Source organism: Actinomadura scrupuli (assembly GCF_050971785.1).
In the GTDB taxonomy this organism is placed as follows: Bacteria; Actinomycetota; Actinomycetes; order Streptosporangiales; family Streptosporangiaceae; genus Actinomadura_E; species Actinomadura_E scrupuli.
Genome location: NZ_JBPCCU010000014.1, coordinates 29,761 through 51,047, shown reverse-complemented (window position 1 = coordinate 51,047; position 21,287 = coordinate 29,761). Strand labels below are relative to the sequence as shown.

Sequence of the window (21,287 nt, the reverse complement as noted above, 5' to 3'; positions counted from 1 at the left end):
GCCGATCACACTAGCGGTCCTCCAGGGGGTAGCACGCTGAGACCAGAGGGAGCACCGTGCTCGATGAGGCGACAGACCGCATCGGTATCGAGGTGGCGTTCGACCAGATCCCCGAGCGCGTCCAGCCGGGCCTCGCGGAGCGCCGCGAAATCGGTGCCCGGCGCCGGGGTGAAGTCCCGCCCCGCCACCTGCGCCACCTGGGCGAGGAAGGCGCGGCGGAATCCGTCGTTCTCCAGCGCGCCGTGCCAGGTCGTGCCCCAGACGGCGCCGTCGCGGCAGCCGTCCAGGAACGGTTCGCCGCCCTCGACCGCGGTGATCCCGTGATGGATCTCATACGCGCGCACCTGGTGCCCGTAGGCGCTGCCCACCGGCCGCCGCAGGGTCTTGACCGGTGCGAACTCGACCCTGGTCGGCAGGAGGCCCAGGCCGTCGACGAGCCCGGCGCAGGATTCGACGTCGTCGAGGATCTCCCGGGCGAGCATCTGGTAGCCGCCGCAGATCCCCAGCACGGGCCGCCCGTCACGCGCCCGGCGCACGATCTCGGCGGCCAGCCCCCGGGCTCGCAGCCAGCCGAGGTCGGCGACGGTGGCCCGCGAGCCGGGCAGGATGACCAGGTCGGCGTCGGCCAGCTCACCCGGTGACGTGACGAACCGGACGGCCACCCCCGGCTCGCAGCCCAGCGCGTCCAGGTCGGTGAAGTTGGAGACGCGCGGCAGCCGGACCACCGCGACGCGCAGGGTGTCCCGGCCGTGCGGCGGGAGCGTGCCGGGCCTCGGAGCGTCCAGGCCGAGGGAGTCCTCGACGTCCATCCACAGCCCCTCGAGCCAGGGCAGCACCCCGTACGTCGGCCGTCCGGTCAGCTTCGCCAGCTGGTCCAGGCCCGGTGCCAGCAGCTCGGGCGCCCCCCGGAACTTGTTGATGACGAACCCGCTGACGAGCGCCTGGTCCTCGGGTTCCAGCAGGGCGAGCGTGCCGTACAGCGCGGCGAACACCCCGCCACGGTCGATGTCGCCGACCACCATCACGGGCAGGTTCGCGGCACGGGCCAGACCCATGTTGGCGATGTCGCCCTTCCGGAGGTTGATCTCGGTCGGGCTGCCCGCGCCCTCGCAGATGACCACGTCGTACTGCTCGCGCAACCGGGCGAGGGAGGCCAGCGCCACCTCGCGCAGCCGGTCCTTGTGCTCGCGGTACTCCATGGCGTCGACCTCGGCGACCGGCCGGCCGAGCACCACGACCTGGCTGCGGCGGTCGCTGCCGGGCTTGAGCAGCACCGGATTCATGATCGCGGTGGGCTCCGTCCGGGCGGCCTGCGCCTGCATGACCTGGGCCCGTCCGATCTCCGCGCCGTCCGCGGTGACCATGGAGTTCAGGGACATGTTCTGCGCCTTGAACGGCGCGACCCGTACCCCCTGCCTGGCCAGCCACCGGCACAGCCCCGCGGTGAGGACGCTCTTGCCCGCGTCGGAGGTGGTCCCGGCGACCAGCAGCGCCCCCCTCATCGCCGGCCCCCGGCACGCACCGGTACGGATCGCACGATCACGGCCGAGAGCACCGCGGCGGCGAGGGTGACCGCCCGGGAGAGCCGTACGGCCCGGCGGAGGTCGGGCACCTCGGGAGGCCGCCCGTCGCCGAGCTCCGGACGGGCCTCGACGTGCCCGCCGTAGACGTTCACGCCACCGATCCGCACGCCGAGCGCGCCGGCGAACGCGGCCTCGCAGCGGCCCGCGTTGGGGCTGGGGTGACGCCCGCCGTCCCGCCGCAGCACCCGGTACGACTCGCGCGCCGCCGCGAGCCGGGCGGGGCCTCCCGTCCGGGACCGCTTCGCGGTGGGCGTACGACCGGGTCCGGCGGTCAGCGGCGCGCAGGCGACGGTGAGCAGGCCGGTCAGCCGGGCCGGGACCCAGTTGGCCACGTCGTCGAGGCGGGCGGCGGCCCAGCCGAACCGGGCATAGCGGGGGTTGCGGTAGCCGACCATGGCGTCGAGCGTATTGACGGCCCGGTAGGCGAGCAGTCCCGGTACCCCCGCGACGGCGCCCCAGACCAGCGGGGCGACGGCGGCGTCGGAGGTGTTCTCCGCGAGGGACTCCACGGTCGCGCGGGCCAGCGCGCCTGCGCCCAGCCCCGCCGGATCGCGAGCGCACAGGTGCGGCAGCCGGTCCCGGGCCGCCGTCAGGTCGCCGGCCTCCAGCGACCGGGCCATGGCCGCGCCCTCCCGGCCGAGCGAGGTGCCCCCCAGCACCGCCCAGGTGGCGGCGGCCGTCACCGCCGTACGGGCCAGCGGCCGCCCCCGGGTCACCCGGCCGGCGGCCAGCCCGAGCGCCGCGGCCCCGGCGACGCAGACGCCGGCGAACACCGCTCCGCTCCCCCTGGAGTCGGTGTAGACCCGCCGCTCCAGCGCGGCGGCGGCCCTGCCGAAGGCCGCCACCGGATGCCCGCGCCGGGGATCACCGAGGACGGCGTCCAGGGCCGCGCCGAGCACCAGGCCCGCCGCGTCCGGGGTACGCCGCGCGGCCGTCTTCATCGTGGGGTTCACAGCGTCCGTTCGAAGGGGGGTCGTGTCGTGTCGTCAGACGAGGTGGGCGTCGAGGTCGTCCCAGTTGCGCTCCAGCCAGTCCTGAGCGCGGCGGATCCGCGGACCGGCCCCCTGCTCCCAGATCCGGGCCCAGCCGCCGCCCTCACGCACGGCCCGGTCGCGCATCGCCGCGTACGACCGCTCGAACCGCAGCCGTGCGGTGGGCAGCAGGGCCCGCCGCCGCCTCCGATCGAGGCCGTACGCCGCACAGAACAGCGCGAGCCGGGGGCCGACGGCCGCGTCGTAGAGCACCGAGTCGCGGTCGGCGGGGTCGGCGATCGGCGCCCAGTGCCGCAGTGTGGTGACCACGTCGAACAGCCGGGTGGTGGGCCGCGCCAGATCGAAGTCGATGAATCCGGCCGGCCCGCCGTCGCGGAACACCACGTTCTCGGGGGTCACGTCGCAGTGGCCGATGAGCTCGGGGGGATCGTCGACGTTGGCGGTCGCGGTGTCCCAGCGCGCCTCCGGCGGCGGGTCGTACGAGCTCGTGGCGTCGTGCAACCGGCGCAGCAGCCCCGCCAGCGCGGCCAGCGTCTGGTCGGTCGCCGCGTGCTCGGGCAGCGGCCGGCGCGCGGTCTCCCCCGGCAGCCAGCTGAGGACCTCCCGGCCCTGGTCGTCGATGCCGAGCACGCGGGGCGCGCCGTCGAAACCGGATCGTTCCAGGTGATGCAGCAGGCCGTGCACGGCCGCGGTGTGCGACCGCAGGGGGCGGCGTACGGTGTCGCCCACGCGGACGACCCCCTCGGTCACATCACCACCGGTCAGGGATATCTCGGGCTCGGTCTTCACACCTGCGGTCACCCCGGAAACGATAGGCGACCGTGGACCCCGCCCGGCTCACGCGCACCACGCACCGGCCCGGGCGGGACGGCTCAGGCCGGGGTGAACGTGACCGGCAGGTGCTTGGGGCCGCGCAGGGTGGCGACTTGCCACGGCAGCTCGTCGAACGGCACGGCGAGGGCGAGGTTGGGCAGCCTGTTCAGCACCGTGCCGATCGCGATCTGACCCTCCAGCCGGGCCAGCGGCGCTCCCAGGCAGTAGTGCAGGCCATGCCCGAACGCGAGATGGGCGTTGTCGGCCCGGGCGACGTCGAGCCGGTCCGGGCTGGGGAACTGTGCGGGGTCCCGGTCGGCGACGGCGGTGCCGACGAGCACCGTCGCGCCGCGCGGGATCGTCACCCCGCCGATCTCGATGTCCTCGGTCGGGAAGCGGGCGATGCCGGGGCTCACCGGCCCGTCGTAGCGGAGGAACTCCTCGATCGCGCTGGGCAGCAGCCGCGGGTCGTCGCGCAGCAGCTTGAGCTGGTCGGGGTGGGCGAGCAGGGCCGCGATGCCGCTCCCGATCAGATTGACCGTGGTGATGTATCCGGCGACGAGCAGCAGGAAGGCCATAGCGATCAGCTCGTCCTCGTCCAGGCGGTGCTCCTCGTCGTGGGCCATGGTCAGGGCGCTGAGCAGGTCGTCGCCCGGCCGGGCGCGCTTGGTCGCGAGCAGCCCTTCCAGGTAGGCCCGCATCTGCTCCCAGGCCTGCTCCATCCGCGCCTGGTCCGGGGCGCCCGACCGCTGGGCGAGCATGGTGTTGGTCCACTCCTGGAAGCCGTGCCGGTCACCGGCCGGCACCCCGAGCAGCTCGCTGATGACGGTGACGGGCAGCGGCAGCGCGAACTCCTCGATCAGATCGGCCCGGCCCGCCGGCGCGATGGCATCGAGCAGCTGATCGGTGACCTCCTGGATCCGGGGACGCAGCTCCGCCACCCGGCGGGCGGTGAAGACCTTGGAGACCAGCCGGCGTAACCGGGTGTGGTCGGGAGGATTGACCCGGAGCATGCTGCGCCGCAGGGATCCCCGTTCCGAGGACGGCAGCTGTTCCAGCAGCGTCGGGTCCTCGGCGTCCCCGATGTCACTGCTCAGCCGCGGGTCCGAGAAGGCCGCGAGTACGTCGTCGTACCGGGTGATCAGCCACGCCTCGAGCCCGTTGGCCAGGCAGACATGCCGGACCGGCCCCTGCTCCCGCAGCTCCCGGTAGAACGGGAACGGATCGGCGGCGAAGGCCGGATCGGTGTACGGCAGAACAGTCGGCTCGTTCATGAATAGCTCCCCCAAGTGCTCCGATCGCCGTATCGGCGCCGCGTCCTCCGGCCGCTCGTGGCCGGCCCGGTGATCGGGACGGCGGTACGGCATAGATGCCCAGGTCAACGGAATACCCGACTAGGCTCGAAGGGAACCGGCCTCTTACTCGGAGACCCTCGGCACGGGCCCGCGCCAGACGGCGTCTCCGGGCCCCTTCACCGCCCCTTCGGCGGCGGGGTCCGGCGTGCCCGCGGGCTCCCTCACCGGGTCCGCAAATCAGTGTGGAGCGACCGCGCGCCCACCCCTACACTGTGGGACGGCACCTGGTCAGGTGCCGGATACAAAGCTCGGCCTGCGGCGTCCGATCGTCCGCGAGAGGCGCGTTTCACAGGTCTGAGCGGTCATCAGAGCGCCCGTAGCTCAGCTGGATAGAGCACCGGACTTCTAATCCGACGGTCGCAGGTTCGAATCCTGCCGGGCGCGCTCCTCTGACGCGGGCATACTCGATTTGTGTCGGGTATGCGCCATGGGTGTTCTGTGGTGTTTTGTGACCTGTGGTCGCTCCATGGCTGCTCGACGGGCGGATCCGGGCATGATCATGGTCAACGTCGCGCCTGGTGGGACCGTGTTCGGACGATCGTTCCCTGACCTGATCCCCCCGGATCAGATCATGCCCTCGCTGTTAGCAATCGGCCTCTGACGGGCGCTGGTTCCGGACCCCGCCGGAAAGGGCGGCAAGAGATGGGCCACATGCTGGAAGGCGCCGCTGAACGCCTTCTAGATCATTTTGAAGGCCGGCCTGTACCAGCAGTCCTCTGGCCAGATACAACAAACAAGATCAGTCGTTGGCTAGATGCTCACTTACTGGCAGTTGGAGTAGGGGGGTGGGAGCGGGCAGGGCACGTTCTTGTTCGGTTCGGGTTCGCGGAGGATCGCGGTGAGGTAGGCCCGCAGGAAGTTGTCGAGGGTGACTCGGGTGGTGATGGTTTTGGTCTTGGTGTCGAAGGAGTTGACGAAGCCGAACCCGAAGCCTTTGAGTGATTGGAGGAATTGGCCGACGCTGGCGGCGCTGCCTTTGATCATCAGGGTGATCTGGGCGGTGCGTAGCAGGTCGCCGGGCAGGGTGTCCTGGTGGGTCTTGATCAGGACGTTGCCGCGTTCGGCGAGGTCGGCGATGGCGTCGATGAGGATCTTGATGTCGGTGCGTTCATCGGCGAGCATTTTGGAGGCCGCGCCGAAGTTGTCGACGAGGGAGGCCAGTGTTTTTTCGCGGCCGCGGACGACGGCGGCGAGCCGGTTGAGGTTCTGGGCGGTCCGTAGGAGTTGCTGGTCTTGGCCGGCGAGGTTGGTGACGAGTTGCCCGGTCTGTTGGAAGGCTTGGTTGAAGGCGGTGCCGTTGCCGTTGATGGTGGTGGCGGTGTTGCCGAGGGCGAGGTCGGCTTTGGCGGGGTCGAAGCTGTCGAGGAGTTTGCCGAAGGATTTGAGGGCGTCGTTGACTTCGACGGGGATCTGGGTGCGGTTCTGGGGGAGCACGGTGCCGTCGGTGAGTTTGGGTTGGCCGGGTTGCCAGGCGGGGGTGAAGGTCAGGGTGCGTTCGCCGATGAGGCTGAGTGGCACGATCGCGGCGGTGGCGGTCGCGGGTAGTGGCACTTTCTGGTCGATGGAGGCGACGACGCGGACCTGCCCGTTGATGGGGGTGACGGAGTCGACCCTGCCGACGTTGATGCCCATGACCTGGACGCGGGAGCCGGGGTAGAAGGAGACGGCTTTGGCGAAGTAGGCGGTGACGTGGTAGCTGGGCGGGGCTGACAGCGGGGTTTTGAGGGCCGAGCATGAGGTCAGCGCGGTGGCGAGGACGGCTGCGGCGGCGGCTGCCAGGGCGGGGCGGGGTGGTGTCGTCACGGGGTCGGTCCTGTCGGAGCGGGGATGGTGGGCGCGGTGAACGCGGGGCGGTGCCAGGCATACGCGACGTGCAGCGAGGGCAGATGCCGGGCGGCCGGTGTCCGGTTGCGGGTGGAAGTCGTTGAGCGCCGTGTTGAGCGGCTCAGGGTGTTCTGCGAGCACGCTGTCGGTTCTCGACCACCCGGCTGCTGTTGCCGAGGATCGTCGCGGTCTCGGTGCGGCGGTGGACCGGTCGTCGGGCCGGCCTGCAAGGGCGGGTCAGCGGTCGTCTGCCGTCTTTCCCAGGATCAGGGGGAGGGCGGTGAGCCGTCTGACGACGAGGCTGGGGTGATAGCGCAGGGGCAGTTGGTCGGGGTCGAGGCGGAATCGCGGTGCCCGGGTGAGGAGCGTCTCGATGGCCACTTTGGCTTCCATGCGGGCCAGTGGTGCTCCGGCGCACAGGTGGATGCCCCAGCCGAAGCCGACGTGCCGGCGGGGTTGGTGCCGGTCCAGCTGGATCTGGTCCGGGTGGTCGTAGGCGGTCTCGTCGCGGTTGGCGGCCGGCCAGGCCAGTAGCAGGTGGGATCCTGCGGGGATCTTCGTGCCGCCGAGTTCGGTGTTGCGGGTGGCGACCCGGTAGTGGCCCCGGAACGGGGGGTCGTAGCGGAGGGCTTCTTCGACGAACGCCGGGATCAGGTCTGGTTCGCGGCGCAGGCGGTCTTGCAGGTCGGGCTGCTCGGCCAGGATGCGGGCCGCGGTGCCGATCAGGCCGGTCGTCGACTCGCCGCCGGCCGCGATGATGACGCTGAGGATGCCGAATGCCTCCAGGTCGGTGATCTCCTGGTCGTCGACCGCCCGTTTGACGATGCCGATCAGACCGTTCTGGTCGTCGATCGCGCCTTCCTTGGCTCGCGCATAGGCATCCAGGACCGGGGCGAGCGCATTGGCGCCTTCGTCCTCCAACAGTTGGATGCGCTCTTCGGGCACGAACCCGCTGATCCGTTCGACCATCGCGTAGCCCTGCCGTTTCAGTTCGGGAGCCAGAGCGTCGGGGAGGCCGAGGATGCGGGCCACCATGACCATCGGGAGGGGCTCGGCGACACGGCTCATCCACTCCAGGTGGCCCTCCTCGCCGACATCCGACAGCGCGTCGGTGAACAGCGTCCGGAACTCGCCTTCCATGGCCTGGACGTTGCTCGCCGAGAGCCTGCGGACGATCACCTTGCGCAGGCGCGTGTGGTCCGGTGGATCGGCCGTCGCGACCGACACTCTGGCGTCCTCGTCCGACAGCCCGGACAGGGCAAGTCGTAGTGCGGGCTCTGGCCAGTCGCCCAGGTGCAGGAACCTGCTGGAGATGCTCGAGTATGTCTCGTGGTCGCCCACGACCTGATGGATGAGGTCCATCGGGGTCACCACGAAGGTGCCGGTCCCGGCCACCTCGTGCACCGGGTCGTTCTGGCGCAGCCACCGGTAGTGATCGTGGGGATCCTCGACCACGTCCCGGCCGAACAGGGAATCGACCCCGTCCTCGCCCGCCGTCATTCCGCACGCCTCGTTCGCCCTCATACCGCACGCCTCCCATGGCCAACCACCCAAGTCATACACAGGACGGATGATCGAGTCATACATGTATTGAATGAGATGTATGATTGCGTACGCTACACCGGGACACCCGCACGGAGAAGGGGAGAGCATGCGGAACCGGGGATGGCAGGGCGAACCACCCGCCGACGACGCCGAGGCGCGGGACCGGGTCATCGCCGCGGCCATGCGCTGCCTCGACCGGTATGGAGCCGACAAGACCGGGCTCGCCGACGTCGCCGCAGAGCTGAACGTGACGCGGCAGACCGTCTACCGGCTCTTCCCTAGCGCGGAGAACCTCTTCCAGGCCGTGGCCACGACGGCGGCGGACACCTTCATCGACCGTATGGTCGCGCGCGTGCACGGTTACACCGACCCCGCCGGCATGCTGGTGGAGTGCCTGGCGTTCACCGTGGAGCGCCTGCACCAGGAGCGGTACCTGTCCGCGCTGCTGGTGCGCGCGCACGCTCACCTCACCCAGCAGTTCACCTCCGCCACCCCGTCCGAACTCACCCGCACCCTGCTGGCGCGCATCCCCGTGGATTGGCCCGCCCTGGGCCTCGACCAGCACGGGCAGGACCAGCTCGTGGAGATCTACCTGCGCACCATCCAGTCCTTCATGATCGACCCCGGCCCGCCCCGCTCGCCCGACGAGCTACGCGCCTTCCTGCACCTATGGCTGGCCCCCGCCATCCGCGCCCTCAGCCCGAACCAGCCCGCAACCCCCGGCACGACCGGTGCTTGCCAAGAACCCACCCCGTAGCAGCGCCATGGCCGGTTCAGCAAGCGGCAACTCGTTTCGCCGCGACGTGTCAGTGCGGCGGGCGAACCACTACGTCCACTCTAGGAAGTGGTGATCGCGCGATGCCGGGATGACCGGACCCCCGTGACAGGCGATATGACCTTCTGAAGATCGGATTCACCATGTCAACGAAGGATTTCCATCCCGATCTACGCGCGATGGCGCCCTGGCTTCCCCGCGCGACCGTGGGCCCGCGAACACTCAAGCTCGTCCGGATACTCACGGACCTGGCCGACCATCGCTCCTCGAAAGACGTGGAGATCGAGGCGGCCGGGCCGATCTCAGTGCGGATACATTGCCCGGCGCAGGTCAAGCGGCCATCGCCAGCGCTGCTGTGGATCCACGGCGGTGGGTACGTGTTCGGCACCGCGGCCCAGGAAGACGCGCTCTGCCGCCGCTTCGCCCAGGAACTGGGCATCGTCGTCGCGGCCGTCGACTACCGGCTCGCTCCCGAACATCCGTTCCCCGACCCTCTGCACGACTGCTATGCCGCGTTGAGCTGGCTCGCGAACCGACCAGAGATCGACGCCACCCGCATCGCGGTCGGCGGAGCCAGCGCCGGAGGCGGGCTCGCCGCCGCCCTGGCCCTGCTGGCACGCGACCGCGCGGGCGTGCAGGCCGCCTTCCAGCTGCTGACCTATCCCATGCTCGACGACCGGACAGCCGCACGGGCCGATCTCGACGAGACCGACCACCGCATGTGGAACAACAACGCCAACCGCTTCGGCTGGCAGTCCTACACCGGACTCCCACCCGGATCACCGGACATCAGCCACCTCGCCGCGCCGGCACGCCACAACGACCTTTCAGGCCTCCCGCCGGCATGGATCGGCGTAGGGGCCCTGGACCTATTCCACGAAGAGGACCTCGCCTACGCCCACCGCCTCAAAGCAGCAGGTGTCCAGTGCGAATTCTTCGTCGCCGATGGAGCCTTCCACGGCTTCGACTACCTCCGCCCCAAGGCAGGAGTCTCACAAACCTTCCAAACCGCTCGAATCAAGGCGCTCGCCGCCGCTCTGCTCTGATACCGACGAAAGGCTCCGGAGCAGCACCACCCGAGAGAAGGGTGAGCCCTGGATGGCGGGTCCGGACCGGCCCCGCGTCCCCGCCAGCGGCGGCCCTCAGATGAAGATCAGGGTGGGCAGACCCAGGCAGGCCGAGGCGCCGAGTAGCACCATCGCCAGCATGACGTGGGTGTATTTTCGGCGCGCCTGTCTGGAGAAGGCCCAGATCTGATCGGTCAGAGCGCGGGCCAGGAGATCTGGCTCGGTGAACAGGTCCATCGCCGCGGTGTGATATTCGGCGGCGTCCTTGTGCCGGGACACGTGGTCGAAGTAGAGCATCGACACCGGCTTGACCATCGGGATGCGGGGATAGACGGCCGCCAACGCTGACAGAGCGCTCAGCGCGGCCAGCACCATCGCCACCACCAAAGCCCGATGTCGACGGCGCCCTCCCCCTTGTCATCCAGGCGGGCGGTGGCTCGTCGCGGTACCCCTCGGATCTGACCGATGACGAGTGGGTGCTGGTAGAGCCTGTGCTTCCGCCGCCTGGTGAGGGCGGCCGCCCGGAGAAGCACTCGCGGCGGGCGATCGTGGATGCGGTGCTGTATGTCGTGCGGACCGGGTGTGCATGGCGGCAGCTGCCTGCGGATTTCCCGCCGTGGCAGACGGTGTACTGGTACTTCGTGCGGTGGGAGAGACAGCGGGTCACGCTGCGGCTGCTGGACGCGTTGCGCGCCCAGGTCCGCGAGGCCGAGGGCCGGAACGCCGATCCGTCGGCGGGGATCATCGACTCCCAGAGCGTGAGGGCCGCCGACACCGTCGCCCGCGACAGTCGCGGCTATGACGCTGGTAAGAAGGTCGCCGGCCGCAAGCGGTTCATCGTCACCCACACCTTGGGACTGCTCATCACCGTGACCGTGGTCGCGGCGAGCGTGCAGGATCGAGACGGCGCCAAGGGCGCCCTGCTGGGCCTGTATCTGACCGCGCCCAAGTGCCGGTTGGTGTGGGCAGACGCCGGCTTCGCCGGGCGTCTGGTCGACTGGGCCGCCAAGACTCTGCGGACCACGGTCAGTATCGTGCGCAAACCCGCGGACCAGAAAGGCTTCGCCGTACTGCCGCGCAGGTGGGCGGTGGAGAGGACCTTGGCCTGGCTCACCGCACATCGCCGTCTGGCCCGCGACTACGAACGCGACCCCCACACCAGCGAAGCCATGATCCGCTGGGCCGCCATCGGCCTCATGACACGCCGCCTGACCCGCAGAGGCTACGCCACACGTCCCGGACCACGACCCACCGAATAACAAGCTTCTCAAACACTCACTCAGTCCGTCCGGGTTGCGGCCTCCGGCGTTGGCGACGAGCCTTTGCCGCCTGCTCCCCCGCCGATCGCTTTGGCCGCGGCGGTGAAGAGTCGCGGGCTTGGAGACCTGGGGAGGCCAAGTCCGGGCTGAGCGAGGTGGCCATCGCGGCTTTGCCGTCGCTCTGTGCGCCAAGGATGACGATGCCGGGTCCGTCGCCGCGTCGCTGGATCAGTTCGGCGGCCAGGGCGTGCACCGTGCGTGGCCTACTGGACTGGATCTCAGTGGTGACGGCCTGCTCGTTGCTGTTTCGGTGCGGCGAGTTGTCGGAGGGAGGCCAGGAACAACTCGTCCATCTGCGGGCTCAGGTCGGCCAGGGTTGCGGCGCTGGCGTGGCCGGCGGAGCCGAAGACACGTTCCAGCACGTCGGTGGAGGTCGTGGGTCCGATGGACAGGCAGAGACAGGCTAGGCCGTCGATGCGGAGTTCGTCGAGGGCCTTACCGACATCGGCTTCGGCGTAACGGCCTTCGTAGCCGTCGTCATAGGGAAATCCATCCGAGAGGACGAGCAAGAGCCGGTTCGGCGTGCCGGCCTCGTTTTTGAGGATTTCGCCTGCACCGCGGATGCCGGCGCCGAGACGTGTGTAGTCGGATGGTTGGAGCTGGTTGAGCCGGGCTCGTCCGAGGGCGTCGAAATGTTGTCCGAACGTTTTGATGGCCGGCAGGTGGACGGCGTGCCGGCCCTGTGACCGGAACGCGTAGACGGCGACGCGGTCGCCGAGTTCTTCGAGTGTGGCGGTCAGTGTCGCGGCCGCGCGGCGCTGGTGGTCGTGTACGGCCAGGCCGCTCGGGTCGGCGTCGGTGGTGGATCCTGAGGCGTCGAGCAGGATGAGTACGCCGAGGTCGCGAGTGAGTTTGCGGTGTTGTTGGTAGATGTTCTCGGGCGGTGAGTGGCCGGAGCGTACGTCCACGAACAGGTCGATGAGCGCTTCGATGTCGATTTCGTCGCCGTCGGGACGGGCGCGCAGAAGTTTGGGGCCGAGGCCGATGCGGGACAGGCGCCGCCTGAGCATGTCGTCGCGTGGAACCCCGGCGGCCGAGATGTCCGCGGCGACGGTCAGTGGAAAGTCGATGACCCGGCACCAGTCAGGCCGATATCGGTTGTTGTGGACGTCCCACTCTGGGTGGAGGGCTCCACCTACGCCCAGGGCGGCGCCGGGCCTGTCGTCATCGGTGAAACGGATCCGGGTGGGCAGAGGCCGCGCGTGTTCTCCGAGCTTGTGCGCCCGCCGGACGGAGCCGACCTGCGCCTCCGCGCCGGCGGCGCCCTCCCCTGAAGTCCGTGAGCCGCCGAGCAGCTTGCGGAGGGCGTCCATGAGGGTCCGTGAGGCGAACAGCGGGTTCTCGAACAGTTTGAGGATCTTACTCTCTCCGGACTGCTCTTGGTCGCCGTCGTCATCAGCCTCGGTCAGGTCGATGGGATCGAACTCCAAGCGCAGTTCCTTGTCGGTGGCTCGCGCGCCCGGTCCTGCAGAGGGAGCCAGCAATCTGGAGGGTCTGATGACACCGAACCATTCCGGTGGGCCGGCTATCTTCGCCCGGCCTCGGGCCAGTTCGAGTGACTCGTCGGCGGTCAGGGTGCTCGGTTGTTCTCCCGGGAGGAGGGTGGCCGCGAGTGGATTTCGTCCGGCGAGTTCGGCGAGTACTCGTCGCCCTTCGAGCGCGAGGTAGCGCCGTGCTGTCGAGGGACGCGCCCGCAGTGCCCTCACCCGCTGCTGGTCCAGGCTGCCCGCACCGAGCAACGCGCTTTGGACCAGCGTCTCGCGGCGCTGCTGGTCGGCAGAGCCGCCGGCAGAGACGAAGATGACCCGGCCGTTCGTATGAGCGGCCTCACCTTCGCGTGCCTGCGTGACGTTGACGGATCTGCCGGCGATGAAGGTGGCCAGGAATCGAAACCGGTCAGGGCTGCTGTTATCGGTTGCGGTCATGTGGGGGGCAGGACGGCGTCGGCGAGTTCGCCGAGGGCGCGGACGACTTCCGGATCGTCGGAGAGGGTTTGGACGATGGCTGACTGGACGGCACCGCGCAGGTTCAGCCCGTGTGCGACCAGACCGCCGGCGAGGATCAGCATCCGTGTGGAGGACACTTCGCGCAGGGGTGAGCCGTCCAGCTTTCGGATGGCGTTGGCGAGCCTGACCAAAGCGCCTGCGGTCTCGGGATCGATTCCGGCCTCGCGGGAGACGACCTGCGTCTCGATCTCGGCGGGTGGGAAGCCGAGCTCGATGGCGATGAAACGCTGACGCGTCGATTCCTTGATGTTCTTCAGCACGCTCTGGTAGCCGGGATTGTAGGAGATCACCAGCTGGAATCCGGGCGCCGCCGACAGTGTCGTGCCGAGCCGGTCGAGAGCGAGTTCGCGGCGGTGGTCGGTGAGCGGATGGATGACCACGATGGTGTCCTGGCGCGCCTCCACTACCTCGTCCAGATAGCAGATGGCGCCCTCGCGCACGGCCCGGGTCAAAGGCCCGTCCGCCCAGACCGTTTCTCCGCCTTTGAGCAAGAACCGGCCCACCAGGTCCGCCGACGTCAGGTCCTCGTGGCCCGCGACGGTGATCAGATCGCGGCCGAGCTCGTGGGCCATGGCCTGCACGAAGCGGGTCTTCCCGCATCCCGTGGGCCCCTTCAACAGCACCGGCAGACCGCCGCGGGCCGCCGCGCGGAAGACCTCCACCTCATCGCCGACCGCCCGGTAGAACGGGGTTTCCGAGGCAAGGTGAACGCTGGCGGGTCTGCTGGTCAACGTCTCTGTGCCGTCCATGGACGTCTCACTTCTTCCTGTCGAAGGGAACGATGGCCGGAAGCTTCTTGCCCTTCGGAAAGACGGCCTTGCCGTCCGGGGTGATCGTGGCGGAGCCGTTGTGCGGGATCGGCAGAGCGGGATCCGGGCACAGCCGCCCGGTCTGGTCACCACAGACGCCCATCATGAAGTACGAGCGCTTCTGGATGTCCGTGGGCCAGGAGTCGGCGTGCATTCCGAACCACTGCGCGGGGACGTTGTAGCAGACGAAGAAGAACATGCTGCACGCCGCGGAGATCGCAAGGAACCGGGTGAGCTGCACTTTCACGAACCCGCCCTGGATGTTCTCCAGTCCCCGCTCGGCGAACGTCCGGCCGCGGTCGTCGGTGAAGTAGCGCAGCGCGCACAGGCCCGCCTGGACGCCTCCCCACATGAGCCCTTCGTAGACCGGCCACTGGTAGTAGGTGCCCGCATTGATCGACAGGGACCTGATCGCGCCGGGGTAGGTGAACAGCCCCATCGGCATCAGGAACAGGCCCTCGATGACGAAGTCGAAGAAGAACGACCAGACGATCAGGACGCCGATCAGTCCGACGTTGCTGATTCCGGGCCAGCGGGCCTTGACGCGGCGCATGACCCAGCATCCGAGGATCGTGCACAGCAGAACTCCGTACGAATAGCCGGGCGCGTTCATCAGCGCCGGTTCGGCCATCATGTGGCCCGGTGTTCCGTAGGACTGCCACCCCGGGATGTCCTGCACCCACGAGCCCCGGTTCCACATCCAGGTGTTGTAGGTGCTCCACGTGTTGAAGTAGTTCAGCAGCGGATCCTGGAAGAACAGCAGGCCGCAGGCCACCAGGAGCATGCCGTCGGTCGTGATGCGCCGCTCCCGGCGCCAGGGCCTGACGATGAAGTAGTAGATGCCGACCGGCAGGCCGATGATGGTCACGGCCGTCCACGTGGTGAGGATCGTCTTCATGAGCATCGGCGGATCGCTCGGCCCTGTGGGTACCCGCTCGAAGTGGGGTCCGGTGAGCCATCTGATCCATACGTAGAGCTGCAAGGCCAGGATCAGACCGCCGATCACAGCCCAGATCCGAACGAGCTTGCTCTTGGACTGAACCTGGTCACCGAGCGAGGCCATCGCGCCGAGTGACTCGGTGACAGCAGGCGTCTTCGCCTTGTCCGAAAGGCTGCTCACAACACCGTCTCCTTTGAATCGTCTGCTGTACGGCGCGCACGCGTCCGTTTGAGCGCCGGCCGCGGACTGTCCTTGATCGCCCTCCTTCATATCGAAGCCTCCACGAAGATACTCGAAGGTATCTCAGAGGGGAATAGGTATCTCCAGGTTCTACCGAGGGAGCTGCGCGCGGGGCGCAGGCCCCGCGCCCTCCTGAGGCCATCAGGGGTGTGGCACCGGCTCGGCTCCGGGGCGAGCGTCCACCTCGTCCAACCCACAAAGCACGGATGGCATAATTGCTGACATGGTTGAACGCTGGACGAAGGAGCGGCGCCTCGATCACACCCGCTCGCTACTTCTTGATTCCGCGGAGGAAGTGTTTGCCGAAAAGGGCTTCACGCAGGCGACCATCGACGACATCGCTTACGCGGCGGGCTTTACAAAAGGCGCAATCTACAAACACTTCGGCGCGAAGGAAGACCTTTTCCTGGCCGTCAGCGACCGTTACTGGCGTCGCTACCTCGACAACTGCACCGAACTGCTGTCCGCAGTGACCGAGGTAGGAGCGAGCGAAGTCGACGAAGTCGCCCAGCGGTGGCGCGAGGTCAGCCACGGCCGCGGGGCGGAGCACGCCGCGCTCGGCCAGGAATTCACCTTGTACCTACTCCGCAACCCTGAGGCCCGAGAACGGATAGCAGCCAAAAGGAAAGAGGTAATCGCGACACTTGCGAATTCCATCAGCGAGAGCATCGATCGCATCGGTGGAACCCTGCTGATCCCTGCAACGACTTTTGCGAATGTGCTTATCGCCACCAACGACTCCGTCGTCCTGGGCAGCCAACTCGATGACGTCGACCTTTACAAGCCGGTCCTCGAGATGTACATGTCAGTAATCAAACTACCCTGATCAGAACCGGCCCTGGCAAAGCGTATACGACCCCGGCGCTCTGGCCTCGTTACGGCAGATTCAAATCACGAACCTCCCTTCCTTCCCCGCTCGAGGGGAACGGTCCTCGGCATCTCCACGCCCGGAGGGAGGACGAGTTCGCCGTCGGTGTTGATGTAGCCGGAGCGCTTGGTGGGTATCGGCAGGCGGGGATCGGGACAGGGCTGATCTGTGCCCTCGCCGCAGACGGGTCCGCTGAAGTAGGAGCGCCTCTGGACATCGGCGGGCCAAGGGTCGGCGTGCAGACCGATCCACTGCGCGGGGACGTTGTAGAAGATGAAGAAGAGTGCGCTGACCGCGGCGAATATCGCGAGGAAGCGGGTGAACTGTTGCCTCGCGAAGCCCCCGCGAATATTGTCCAGGCCGCGCTCGACGACGGTCCGGCTACGATCGTCGGTGAAGTAGCGCAGACAGCACAGGCCCGCCTGGACGCCTACCCACATCAATCCTTCGTAGATGGGCCACTGGTAATAGTGGCCGGCGTTGATCGACACGGATCGGATGGCACCGGGATAGGAGTACATCCCGGCCGGCAGGATGATGCAGGCCTCCATGGACGAAGTCGAAGAGGATCGCTATCAGATAGGTGACGCCGATCAGCTGCAGGTTGCTCATCTTCGGCCATCGGGCCTTGATCCTGCGCATGACCCAGCATCCGGCGATCGTGATCAAAAGAACGCCGAACGTGTAACCCGGCGCGTTCGTCAGGAGGGGTTCCGGCACCTGATGGCCCGGCTCCTCAGGCGATACCCAACCAGGAATGTTCGAGGAGCAGGAGCCGAGGTTGAACAGCCATGCGTTGTACGTGCACCACGTATTGACGTAGTTCAGCAACGGATCCTGGAAGAACATCAGACCCATGGACGCAACGAGCATGCCGTCCAGCGTGATGCGCCGCTCGCGCCGCCACGGCCTGATGATGAACAACCACAGGGCGATTGGCGCCCAGACCCACATGAGGACCACGTTCGCTGTCAGTATCACCTTCATGTACGACGGCGGATCACTCGGTCCCGCGGGCACCCGCTCGAAGTAGGGCCCGGTCACCCACCGGATCCACACGTAGAGCTGGAAAATCAGGATCGCTCCGCCGATGACGGCCCAGATTTGAACGGGCTTGCTCGGCTTGGTCCGGGCACCGACCGCGGCCCCGTCGAGCGACTCGGTGACAACAGGCGCATTCGTCTTGTCCGACCGTCCGCTCACAACATCGTCTCCTTCTGAATCGTTGCAGTTCACTGCTTACGCATCCGCTTGAACACCGGATACGGGCCAGGCAATGAGCTCGATGTCGCCGGGGCCACACAAACGTCCTGCCGCAGGGCGGTCACTGATCACCCCGCCTTCAGGATCCAGCGGTCCACAAAGATACCCATCAGCATCTAAAAGGGGAAGTAGTGTTTTTAATTCCCGTGCAGTGACCGTCTTTCGCTAGATGAGCTGCGAGAACGGGCGCTGGAGTGGTTGCGCAGGCAGGATCCCGACGGTGCCGGCGAGCTCATACCGGTGCGGGTCTCGCCGGTTCTACCAGTGAAGGTCGTGTCCGATGCCGCCCTGGCAGGGACCCAGGGCGTGGACCAGATTCTTGAGCGCTGCCACCGTGAGCGGATCGCGCCCGGGCTCGCCGGGCGAGGGTCGTCCGCGTCGGGCGGGGGCCGCATCAACGATCAAGGGCCGGTGACGGCGTGGTGTGGTCAGCGACGCTCGCCTTCGATCTCGCGCAGGTAGCTCTCGACGACGGCGATCATCTGGTCGTGTCCGGCGGAGATGTCGAAGGACTGCTCCATGAGCAGGAAGCGGGAGACGCTGGACAGGAAGAGGATCAGAGCCAGGGGCGGCCAGGCGCCGGTGTCGGCTCCGCGTTCTTTGAGGATGCGGGTCACCGCTTCTTCCTGGAGGCGGCGGAACTTGCGTGACGATTCGGCGATGACGCCCCGGATGGCTTTCCGGTGGTTGGCGAGCGCGACGAACTCCATCGTGAGGGCGGTGTGGGACTGATCGTGCATCATGTCCCACAGGGCCCACAGGGGCTGTGGTGAGGACAACGCCTCGGCTTGGCGCTGGAAGCTTTCGTCAGCCCCGCGGCGGAACAGTTCGATGAACAGGTCGTCCATGACGCCGAAGTGGTAGTAGACCATCCCCTGGTTGACGCCCGCCCTGGTGGCGACCCGGCGTGTGCTGACCGCGGCGTAGCCCTCTTCGAGCATGATCTGCTCTGCCGCGTCAAGGATGGCCTCACGCATTCTCCGACTTTCTGCGCTGCTATTGCGTTCAAGCTTCATGCAGATATGCCCCTCTTGCGCGGCGACAGGCATCGCCAAGCCTTGCCCTTCATTCTCCCATGTCGATCACCGGGACCGTCGCCGACCAGGGCATCGCAGCGCCGGTCTGGGCGGAGCGAACGTGCCGCTCTGGGGATACCGCCATCTGCGACGACGCGCATCCCTTCGGTCGCCTACCTGGAGGTATTACGTGAAGTAAGCAATCCATCACGTCGCGGGTTGGCCGATGGGCCTCTTGACAGGCCGCTCGGCCCTCGCTAAGAATCATCCTAGTCGATCGACTAATTTCTTGCCCGGCGAGCTTATTTCCTCCGAGTAATCCATTGTGTTCGGGGTTCTCTCGGTACTTTCAAGGCCGTGGCCGGTTCGCCCGTGAAAGATGCTGTCCTGATCGCTGAGATGTCCAGGGAGATGAAATGGTCGGCAGGTTCGATGAATTTTTCCGCGATCGCGGATTGTATTCATTGAGGGTTGCCGAGGTCGTGGGTGAGACGGCGGATGCCAGTTCGTTCATCCTCTCTGTCCCCGATGGCCTGTCGGAGAAGTACGCCTACCGGGCCGGCCAGTTCCTGACGTTCCGCGTGGAGCTCGATGGCGTGGCGCATCTGCGGTCGTATTCGATGTCGTCGTCGCCGCTGGTGGACGAGCGGATGCGGGTCACGGTCAAGCGCGTTGCGGGCGGCGTCGTCTCCAATTGGATGAACGACGCGCTCGCACCCGGCGACGAGCTCGTGGCGACAGTGCCGTCAGGCACGTTCGTGGCGGACGGCGGCGCCGGTGACATCGTGGCGTTCGCCGCAGGCAGCGGCATCACGCCCGTGCTTTCGATCATCAAGACGGCCCTGGCAGGGTCGGCACGCAGAGTCCGTCTCCTCTACGCGAACCGGGACCGCGACTCGGTGATCTTCGGCACCGAGTTGGCGGACCTGAAGGAGCGGTACGAGGACCGGATAGCGCTGGCGTTCCACTACGACTGCGACTCGGGCTATCTCGAGCAGGAGGCCGTCCGCGCCTTCCTGGGGACAGGCGGTGATGCGGTGTTCTTCGTGTGCGGGCCCAATCCGTTCATGGACCATGTCCAAGGCGTGCTGACCGGAGCCGGCATCCACGAGTCCCGCGTCCACATCGAGCGGTTCACCCATGCATCCGACGCTGGCGCCGATCAAGAGCCCGGCGGCGGCACACCGCAGGTCAGCGTGTCGATCCGGCTCGGACGGCAGACCGTCAGGGGTGAGCCCCGGCCGGGTTCGACGATCCTTCAGGCCGCGCGGGCCCTGGGGCTCAAACCGCCGTCGTCGTGTGAGAGCGGCAGTTGCGCGACGTGCATGGCCCGTGTCGTGGAAGGCACCGCGGTGATGCGCAACAACGAGGCGCTGACGCCCGAGGAGGTCGACGACGGCTGGGTGCTGACCTGCCAGGCCGTGCCCACGAGTCCGTCCGTTCGCGTCGTCTACGCCTAGGAGAGCCGAGCCTGTGGAGCAACGTGTCATGCCGCAGACCGCGAGGGTCGCCGTGGTGACCGGCGGCGCGTCGGGGATGGGCTTGTCGGTCTGCCGGCGGCTGGCCGCGGACGGTCACCGAGTCGCGATCATGGACCTGGACGGATCGGCCGCGCGGCGGGCTGCCGGGGACCTGAAGGCCGCGGGCGCGGCGGCGCTGGCGTGCGAGACCGACGTGACCGACCGGAACGCGGTCGAGGAGGCTCTGGCGACGGTCCGCGGCCGGTTCGGGCCGGTGGAGATCCTGGTGACCAGTGCCGGGCTGGTGGCGTTCGAATCGTTCACCGACATCACGGTCGCCTCCTGGAACAAGGTCATCGAGGTCAACCTGACCGGCACCTTCCACTGCGTCCAGGCCGTCGTCCCGGACATGCTCCAGAGCCGGTGGGGGCGGATCGTCACGATCTCATCCTCCAGCGCCCAGAGAGGTTCCCCGCGCATGGTCCACTACACGGCCTCCAAGGGGGCGGTCATCGCGATGACCAAGGCGCTGGCCCGCGAGTACGCCGCGTTCGGGATCACGGTGAACACCATCCCGCCGTCCGGCATCGACACGCCCATGTCCCGCAGCTCACAGGCGTCAGGTGACCTGCCCGGCAACCACGTCATGGCCAAGGCGATCCCCGTAGGCCACCTCGGCAGCGGCGAGGACATCGCCGCCGCCTGCGCGTTCCTGTGCTCTGGCGAGGCCGGCTACATCACCGGCCAGGTACTTGGCGTCAACGGTGGGGCCGTCATATGAGCGAGCACCCGGAGGCCGGGGCACGGACCTCACCCCGCCTGAGCCCACTGCCGCCAGATCAGTGGGACGAGGCCGCCAAGGCGATGCTGCGCGGCAAAGTCAAGCTCGCCGATCGCTATCTGTCCCATGACGCCGACGCCCCGCGCATGCCGAACGTCCTCGGCCTCCTGGGACACCACCCGCGCTTGGCCGCGGCCTGGCTCGGCTACAACGGTGTGCTCCTCGACGAGCCGGCGCTCGCTCCGCGTCTGCGTGAACTGCTGATCCTCCGCGTCGCCTGGCGAGCCCGCTCGCAGTACGAGTGGGTCCAGCACGTGCGGATCGGCAGATCCCTGGGGCTCACCGAGGCGCACATCGCAGCCCTCACCGCGGATGAGCCGTCGGGCCTGTGGACGCCGCTGGAGCGCCTGCTGCTGGCGGCGGCCGACCAGCTCCTTCGCGGCAACCGGATGCACGACGCCACCTGGGATGGTCTGGCCGCGCATCTGGACACCCGCCAGGTTCTGGAGGTTCCCTTCGTCGTCGGCAGCTACCTGTGCCTGGCGATGGTCTTCAACAGCGTCGGCCTGGAACTCGACCCGGAGATGGACGCGGGTTCGGTACCTGAACTTCGCGGAACGGAGGAATGAGC

The 21,287-nt window shown here is 67.9% G+C and carries 20 protein-coding genes and 1 tRNA gene; 8 read left to right on the top strand and 13 right to left on the bottom strand.

Features of this window, described 5'->3' with window-relative positions:
• Positions 1 to 5 precede the first annotated feature (5 nt).
• The 4 genes from ACRYCC_RS40620 to ACRYCC_RS40605 form a co-directional block, all read right to left on the bottom strand.
• On the bottom strand, positions 6 to 1,502 hold the full coding sequence (locus ACRYCC_RS40620; RefSeq protein ID WP_433819423.1) for a cobyric acid synthase: 1,497 nt from the start codon (positions 1,500 to 1,502) through the stop codon (positions 6 to 8).
• The gene (locus ACRYCC_RS40615) at positions 1,499 to 2,524 is read right to left on the bottom strand and encodes a cobalamin biosynthesis protein (protein WP_433819607.1); all 1,026 of its coding nucleotides are present in this window, start codon (positions 2,522 to 2,524) and stop codon (positions 1,499 to 1,501) included. Before ACRYCC_RS40615 ends, ACRYCC_RS40620 begins: the two co-directional genes overlap by 4 nt.
• Positions 2,525 to 2,569: 45 nt before the next feature.
• Entirely contained in the window at positions 2,570 to 3,376 is an 807-nt protein-coding gene (locus tag ACRYCC_RS40610) for a phosphotransferase enzyme family protein (protein ID WP_433819422.1), read from the bottom strand.
• A 71-nt stretch (positions 3,377 to 3,447) separates the two neighbouring features.
• Positions 3,448 to 4,662 (bottom strand): cytochrome P450 family protein, encoded by a 1,215-nt coding sequence (locus ACRYCC_RS40605; protein ID WP_433819421.1) that lies wholly within the window; start codon positions 4,660 to 4,662, stop codon positions 3,448 to 3,450.
• A 391-nt stretch (positions 4,663 to 5,053) separates the two neighbouring features.
• Here ACRYCC_RS40605 and ACRYCC_RS40600 point away from each other — a divergent pair.
• Positions 5,054 to 5,127 (top strand) — tRNA-Arg (locus ACRYCC_RS40600).
• Positions 5,128 to 5,505: 378 nt separating this feature from the next.
• On the opposite strand, the gene ACRYCC_RS40595 is transcribed toward ACRYCC_RS40600, so the two are convergent.
• On the bottom strand, positions 5,506 to 6,546 hold the full coding sequence (locus ACRYCC_RS40595) for an MCE family protein (protein WP_433819420.1): 1,041 nt from the start codon (positions 6,544 to 6,546) through the stop codon (positions 5,506 to 5,508).
• 258 nt (positions 6,547 to 6,804) lie between these two features.
• On the bottom strand, positions 6,805 to 8,091 hold the full coding sequence (locus tag ACRYCC_RS40590) for a cytochrome P450 (protein WP_433819419.1): 1,287 nt from the start codon (positions 8,089 to 8,091) through the stop codon (positions 6,805 to 6,807).
• Positions 8,092 to 8,218: 127 nt separating this feature from the next.
• Between ACRYCC_RS40590 and ACRYCC_RS40585 the strand changes: the two genes are divergently transcribed.
• Positions 8,219 to 8,869 (top strand): TetR/AcrR family transcriptional regulator, encoded by a 651-nt coding sequence (locus tag ACRYCC_RS40585; protein ID WP_433819418.1) that lies wholly within the window; start codon positions 8,219 to 8,221, stop codon positions 8,867 to 8,869.
• Positions 8,870 to 9,030: 161 nt separating this feature from the next.
• Positions 9,031 to 9,933 (top strand): alpha/beta hydrolase, encoded by a 903-nt coding sequence (locus tag ACRYCC_RS40580; RefSeq protein ID WP_433819417.1) that lies wholly within the window; start codon positions 9,031 to 9,033, stop codon positions 9,931 to 9,933.
• Positions 9,934 to 10,029: 96 nt separating this feature from the next.
• Here ACRYCC_RS40580 and ACRYCC_RS40575 read toward each other — a convergent pair whose 3' ends face one another.
• Complete coding sequence (locus ACRYCC_RS40575; protein ID WP_490885261.1) at positions 10,030 to 10,329, bottom strand: Pycsar system effector family protein; 300 nt, start codon at positions 10,327 to 10,329, stop codon at positions 10,030 to 10,032.
• A gap of 44 nt (positions 10,330 to 10,373) precedes the next feature.
• On the opposite strand from ACRYCC_RS40575, the gene ACRYCC_RS40570 reads away from it, so the two are divergent.
• Entirely contained in the window at positions 10,374 to 11,213 is an 840-nt protein-coding gene (locus tag ACRYCC_RS40570) for an IS5 family transposase (RefSeq protein WP_433819605.1), read from the top strand.
• 278 nt (positions 11,214 to 11,491) lie between these two features.
• Here the strand turns inward: ACRYCC_RS40570 and ACRYCC_RS40565 are convergent, their stop codons facing one another.
• Genes ACRYCC_RS40565 through ACRYCC_RS40555 form a run of 3 tightly spaced genes read right to left on the bottom strand, consistent with a single transcriptional unit; the run spans position 11,492 to position 15,208 of the window.
• Complete coding sequence (locus ACRYCC_RS40565) at positions 11,492 to 13,198, bottom strand: nitric oxide reductase activation protein NorD (RefSeq protein WP_433819416.1); 1,707 nt, start codon at positions 13,196 to 13,198, stop codon at positions 11,492 to 11,494.
• On the bottom strand, positions 13,195 to 14,028 hold the full coding sequence (locus ACRYCC_RS40560; RefSeq protein WP_433819415.1) for a CbbQ/NirQ/NorQ/GpvN family protein: 834 nt from the start codon (positions 14,026 to 14,028) through the stop codon (positions 13,195 to 13,197). The genes ACRYCC_RS40565 and ACRYCC_RS40560 overlap by 4 nt, the downstream gene beginning before the upstream one ends.
• A 7-nt stretch (positions 14,029 to 14,035) precedes the next feature.
• On the bottom strand, positions 14,036 to 15,208 hold the full coding sequence (locus ACRYCC_RS40555) for a spirocyclase AveC family protein (RefSeq protein ID WP_433819414.1): 1,173 nt from the start codon (positions 15,206 to 15,208) through the stop codon (positions 14,036 to 14,038).
• 283 nt (positions 15,209 to 15,491) lie between these two features.
• Between ACRYCC_RS40555 and ACRYCC_RS40550 the strand changes: the two genes are divergently transcribed.
• On the top strand, positions 15,492 to 16,094 hold the full coding sequence (locus ACRYCC_RS40550) for a TetR/AcrR family transcriptional regulator (RefSeq protein WP_433819413.1): 603 nt from the start codon (positions 15,492 to 15,494) through the stop codon (positions 16,092 to 16,094).
• Positions 16,095 to 16,159: 65 nt separating this feature from the next.
• On the opposite strand, the gene ACRYCC_RS40545 is transcribed toward ACRYCC_RS40550, so the two are convergent.
• The 3 genes from ACRYCC_RS40545 to ACRYCC_RS40535 all read right to left on the bottom strand — a co-directional run bounded on the left by ACRYCC_RS40545 (position 16,160) and on the right by ACRYCC_RS40535 (position 18,448).
• Positions 16,160 to 16,627: a spirocyclase AveC family protein gene (locus ACRYCC_RS40545; RefSeq protein WP_433819412.1), complete on the bottom strand. Its 468-nt coding sequence runs from the start codon at positions 16,625 to 16,627 to the stop codon at positions 16,160 to 16,162.
• The gene (locus ACRYCC_RS40540) at positions 16,518 to 17,339 is read right to left on the bottom strand and encodes a spirocyclase AveC family protein (RefSeq protein ID WP_433819411.1); all 822 of its coding nucleotides are present in this window, start codon (positions 17,337 to 17,339) and stop codon (positions 16,518 to 16,520) included. The genes ACRYCC_RS40545 and ACRYCC_RS40540 overlap by 110 nt, the downstream gene beginning before the upstream one ends.
• Positions 17,340 to 17,827: 488 nt before the next feature.
• Positions 17,828 to 18,448, bottom strand: a complete 621-nt coding sequence (locus ACRYCC_RS40535; RefSeq protein WP_433819604.1) for a TetR/AcrR family transcriptional regulator — start codon at positions 18,446 to 18,448, stop codon at positions 17,828 to 17,830.
• Between the two features lie 383 nt (positions 18,449 to 18,831).
• Between ACRYCC_RS40535 and ACRYCC_RS40530 the strand changes: the two genes are divergently transcribed.
• The 3 genes from ACRYCC_RS40530 to ACRYCC_RS40520 are packed head-to-tail and all read left to right on the top strand — an operon-like array spanning position 18,832 to position 21,285.
• Complete coding sequence (locus tag ACRYCC_RS40530) at positions 18,832 to 19,875, top strand: 2Fe-2S iron-sulfur cluster-binding protein (RefSeq protein WP_433819410.1); 1,044 nt, start codon at positions 18,832 to 18,834, stop codon at positions 19,873 to 19,875.
• Positions 19,876 to 19,888: 13 nt separating this feature from the next.
• Positions 19,889 to 20,656 (top strand): SDR family NAD(P)-dependent oxidoreductase, encoded by a 768-nt coding sequence (locus ACRYCC_RS40525; protein ID WP_433819409.1) that lies wholly within the window; start codon positions 19,889 to 19,891, stop codon positions 20,654 to 20,656.
• Complete coding sequence (locus ACRYCC_RS40520; RefSeq protein WP_433819408.1) at positions 20,653 to 21,285, top strand: carboxymuconolactone decarboxylase family protein; 633 nt, start codon at positions 20,653 to 20,655, stop codon at positions 21,283 to 21,285. The genes ACRYCC_RS40525 and ACRYCC_RS40520 overlap by 4 nt, the downstream gene beginning before the upstream one ends.
• Positions 21,286 to 21,287 lie beyond the last annotated feature (2 nt).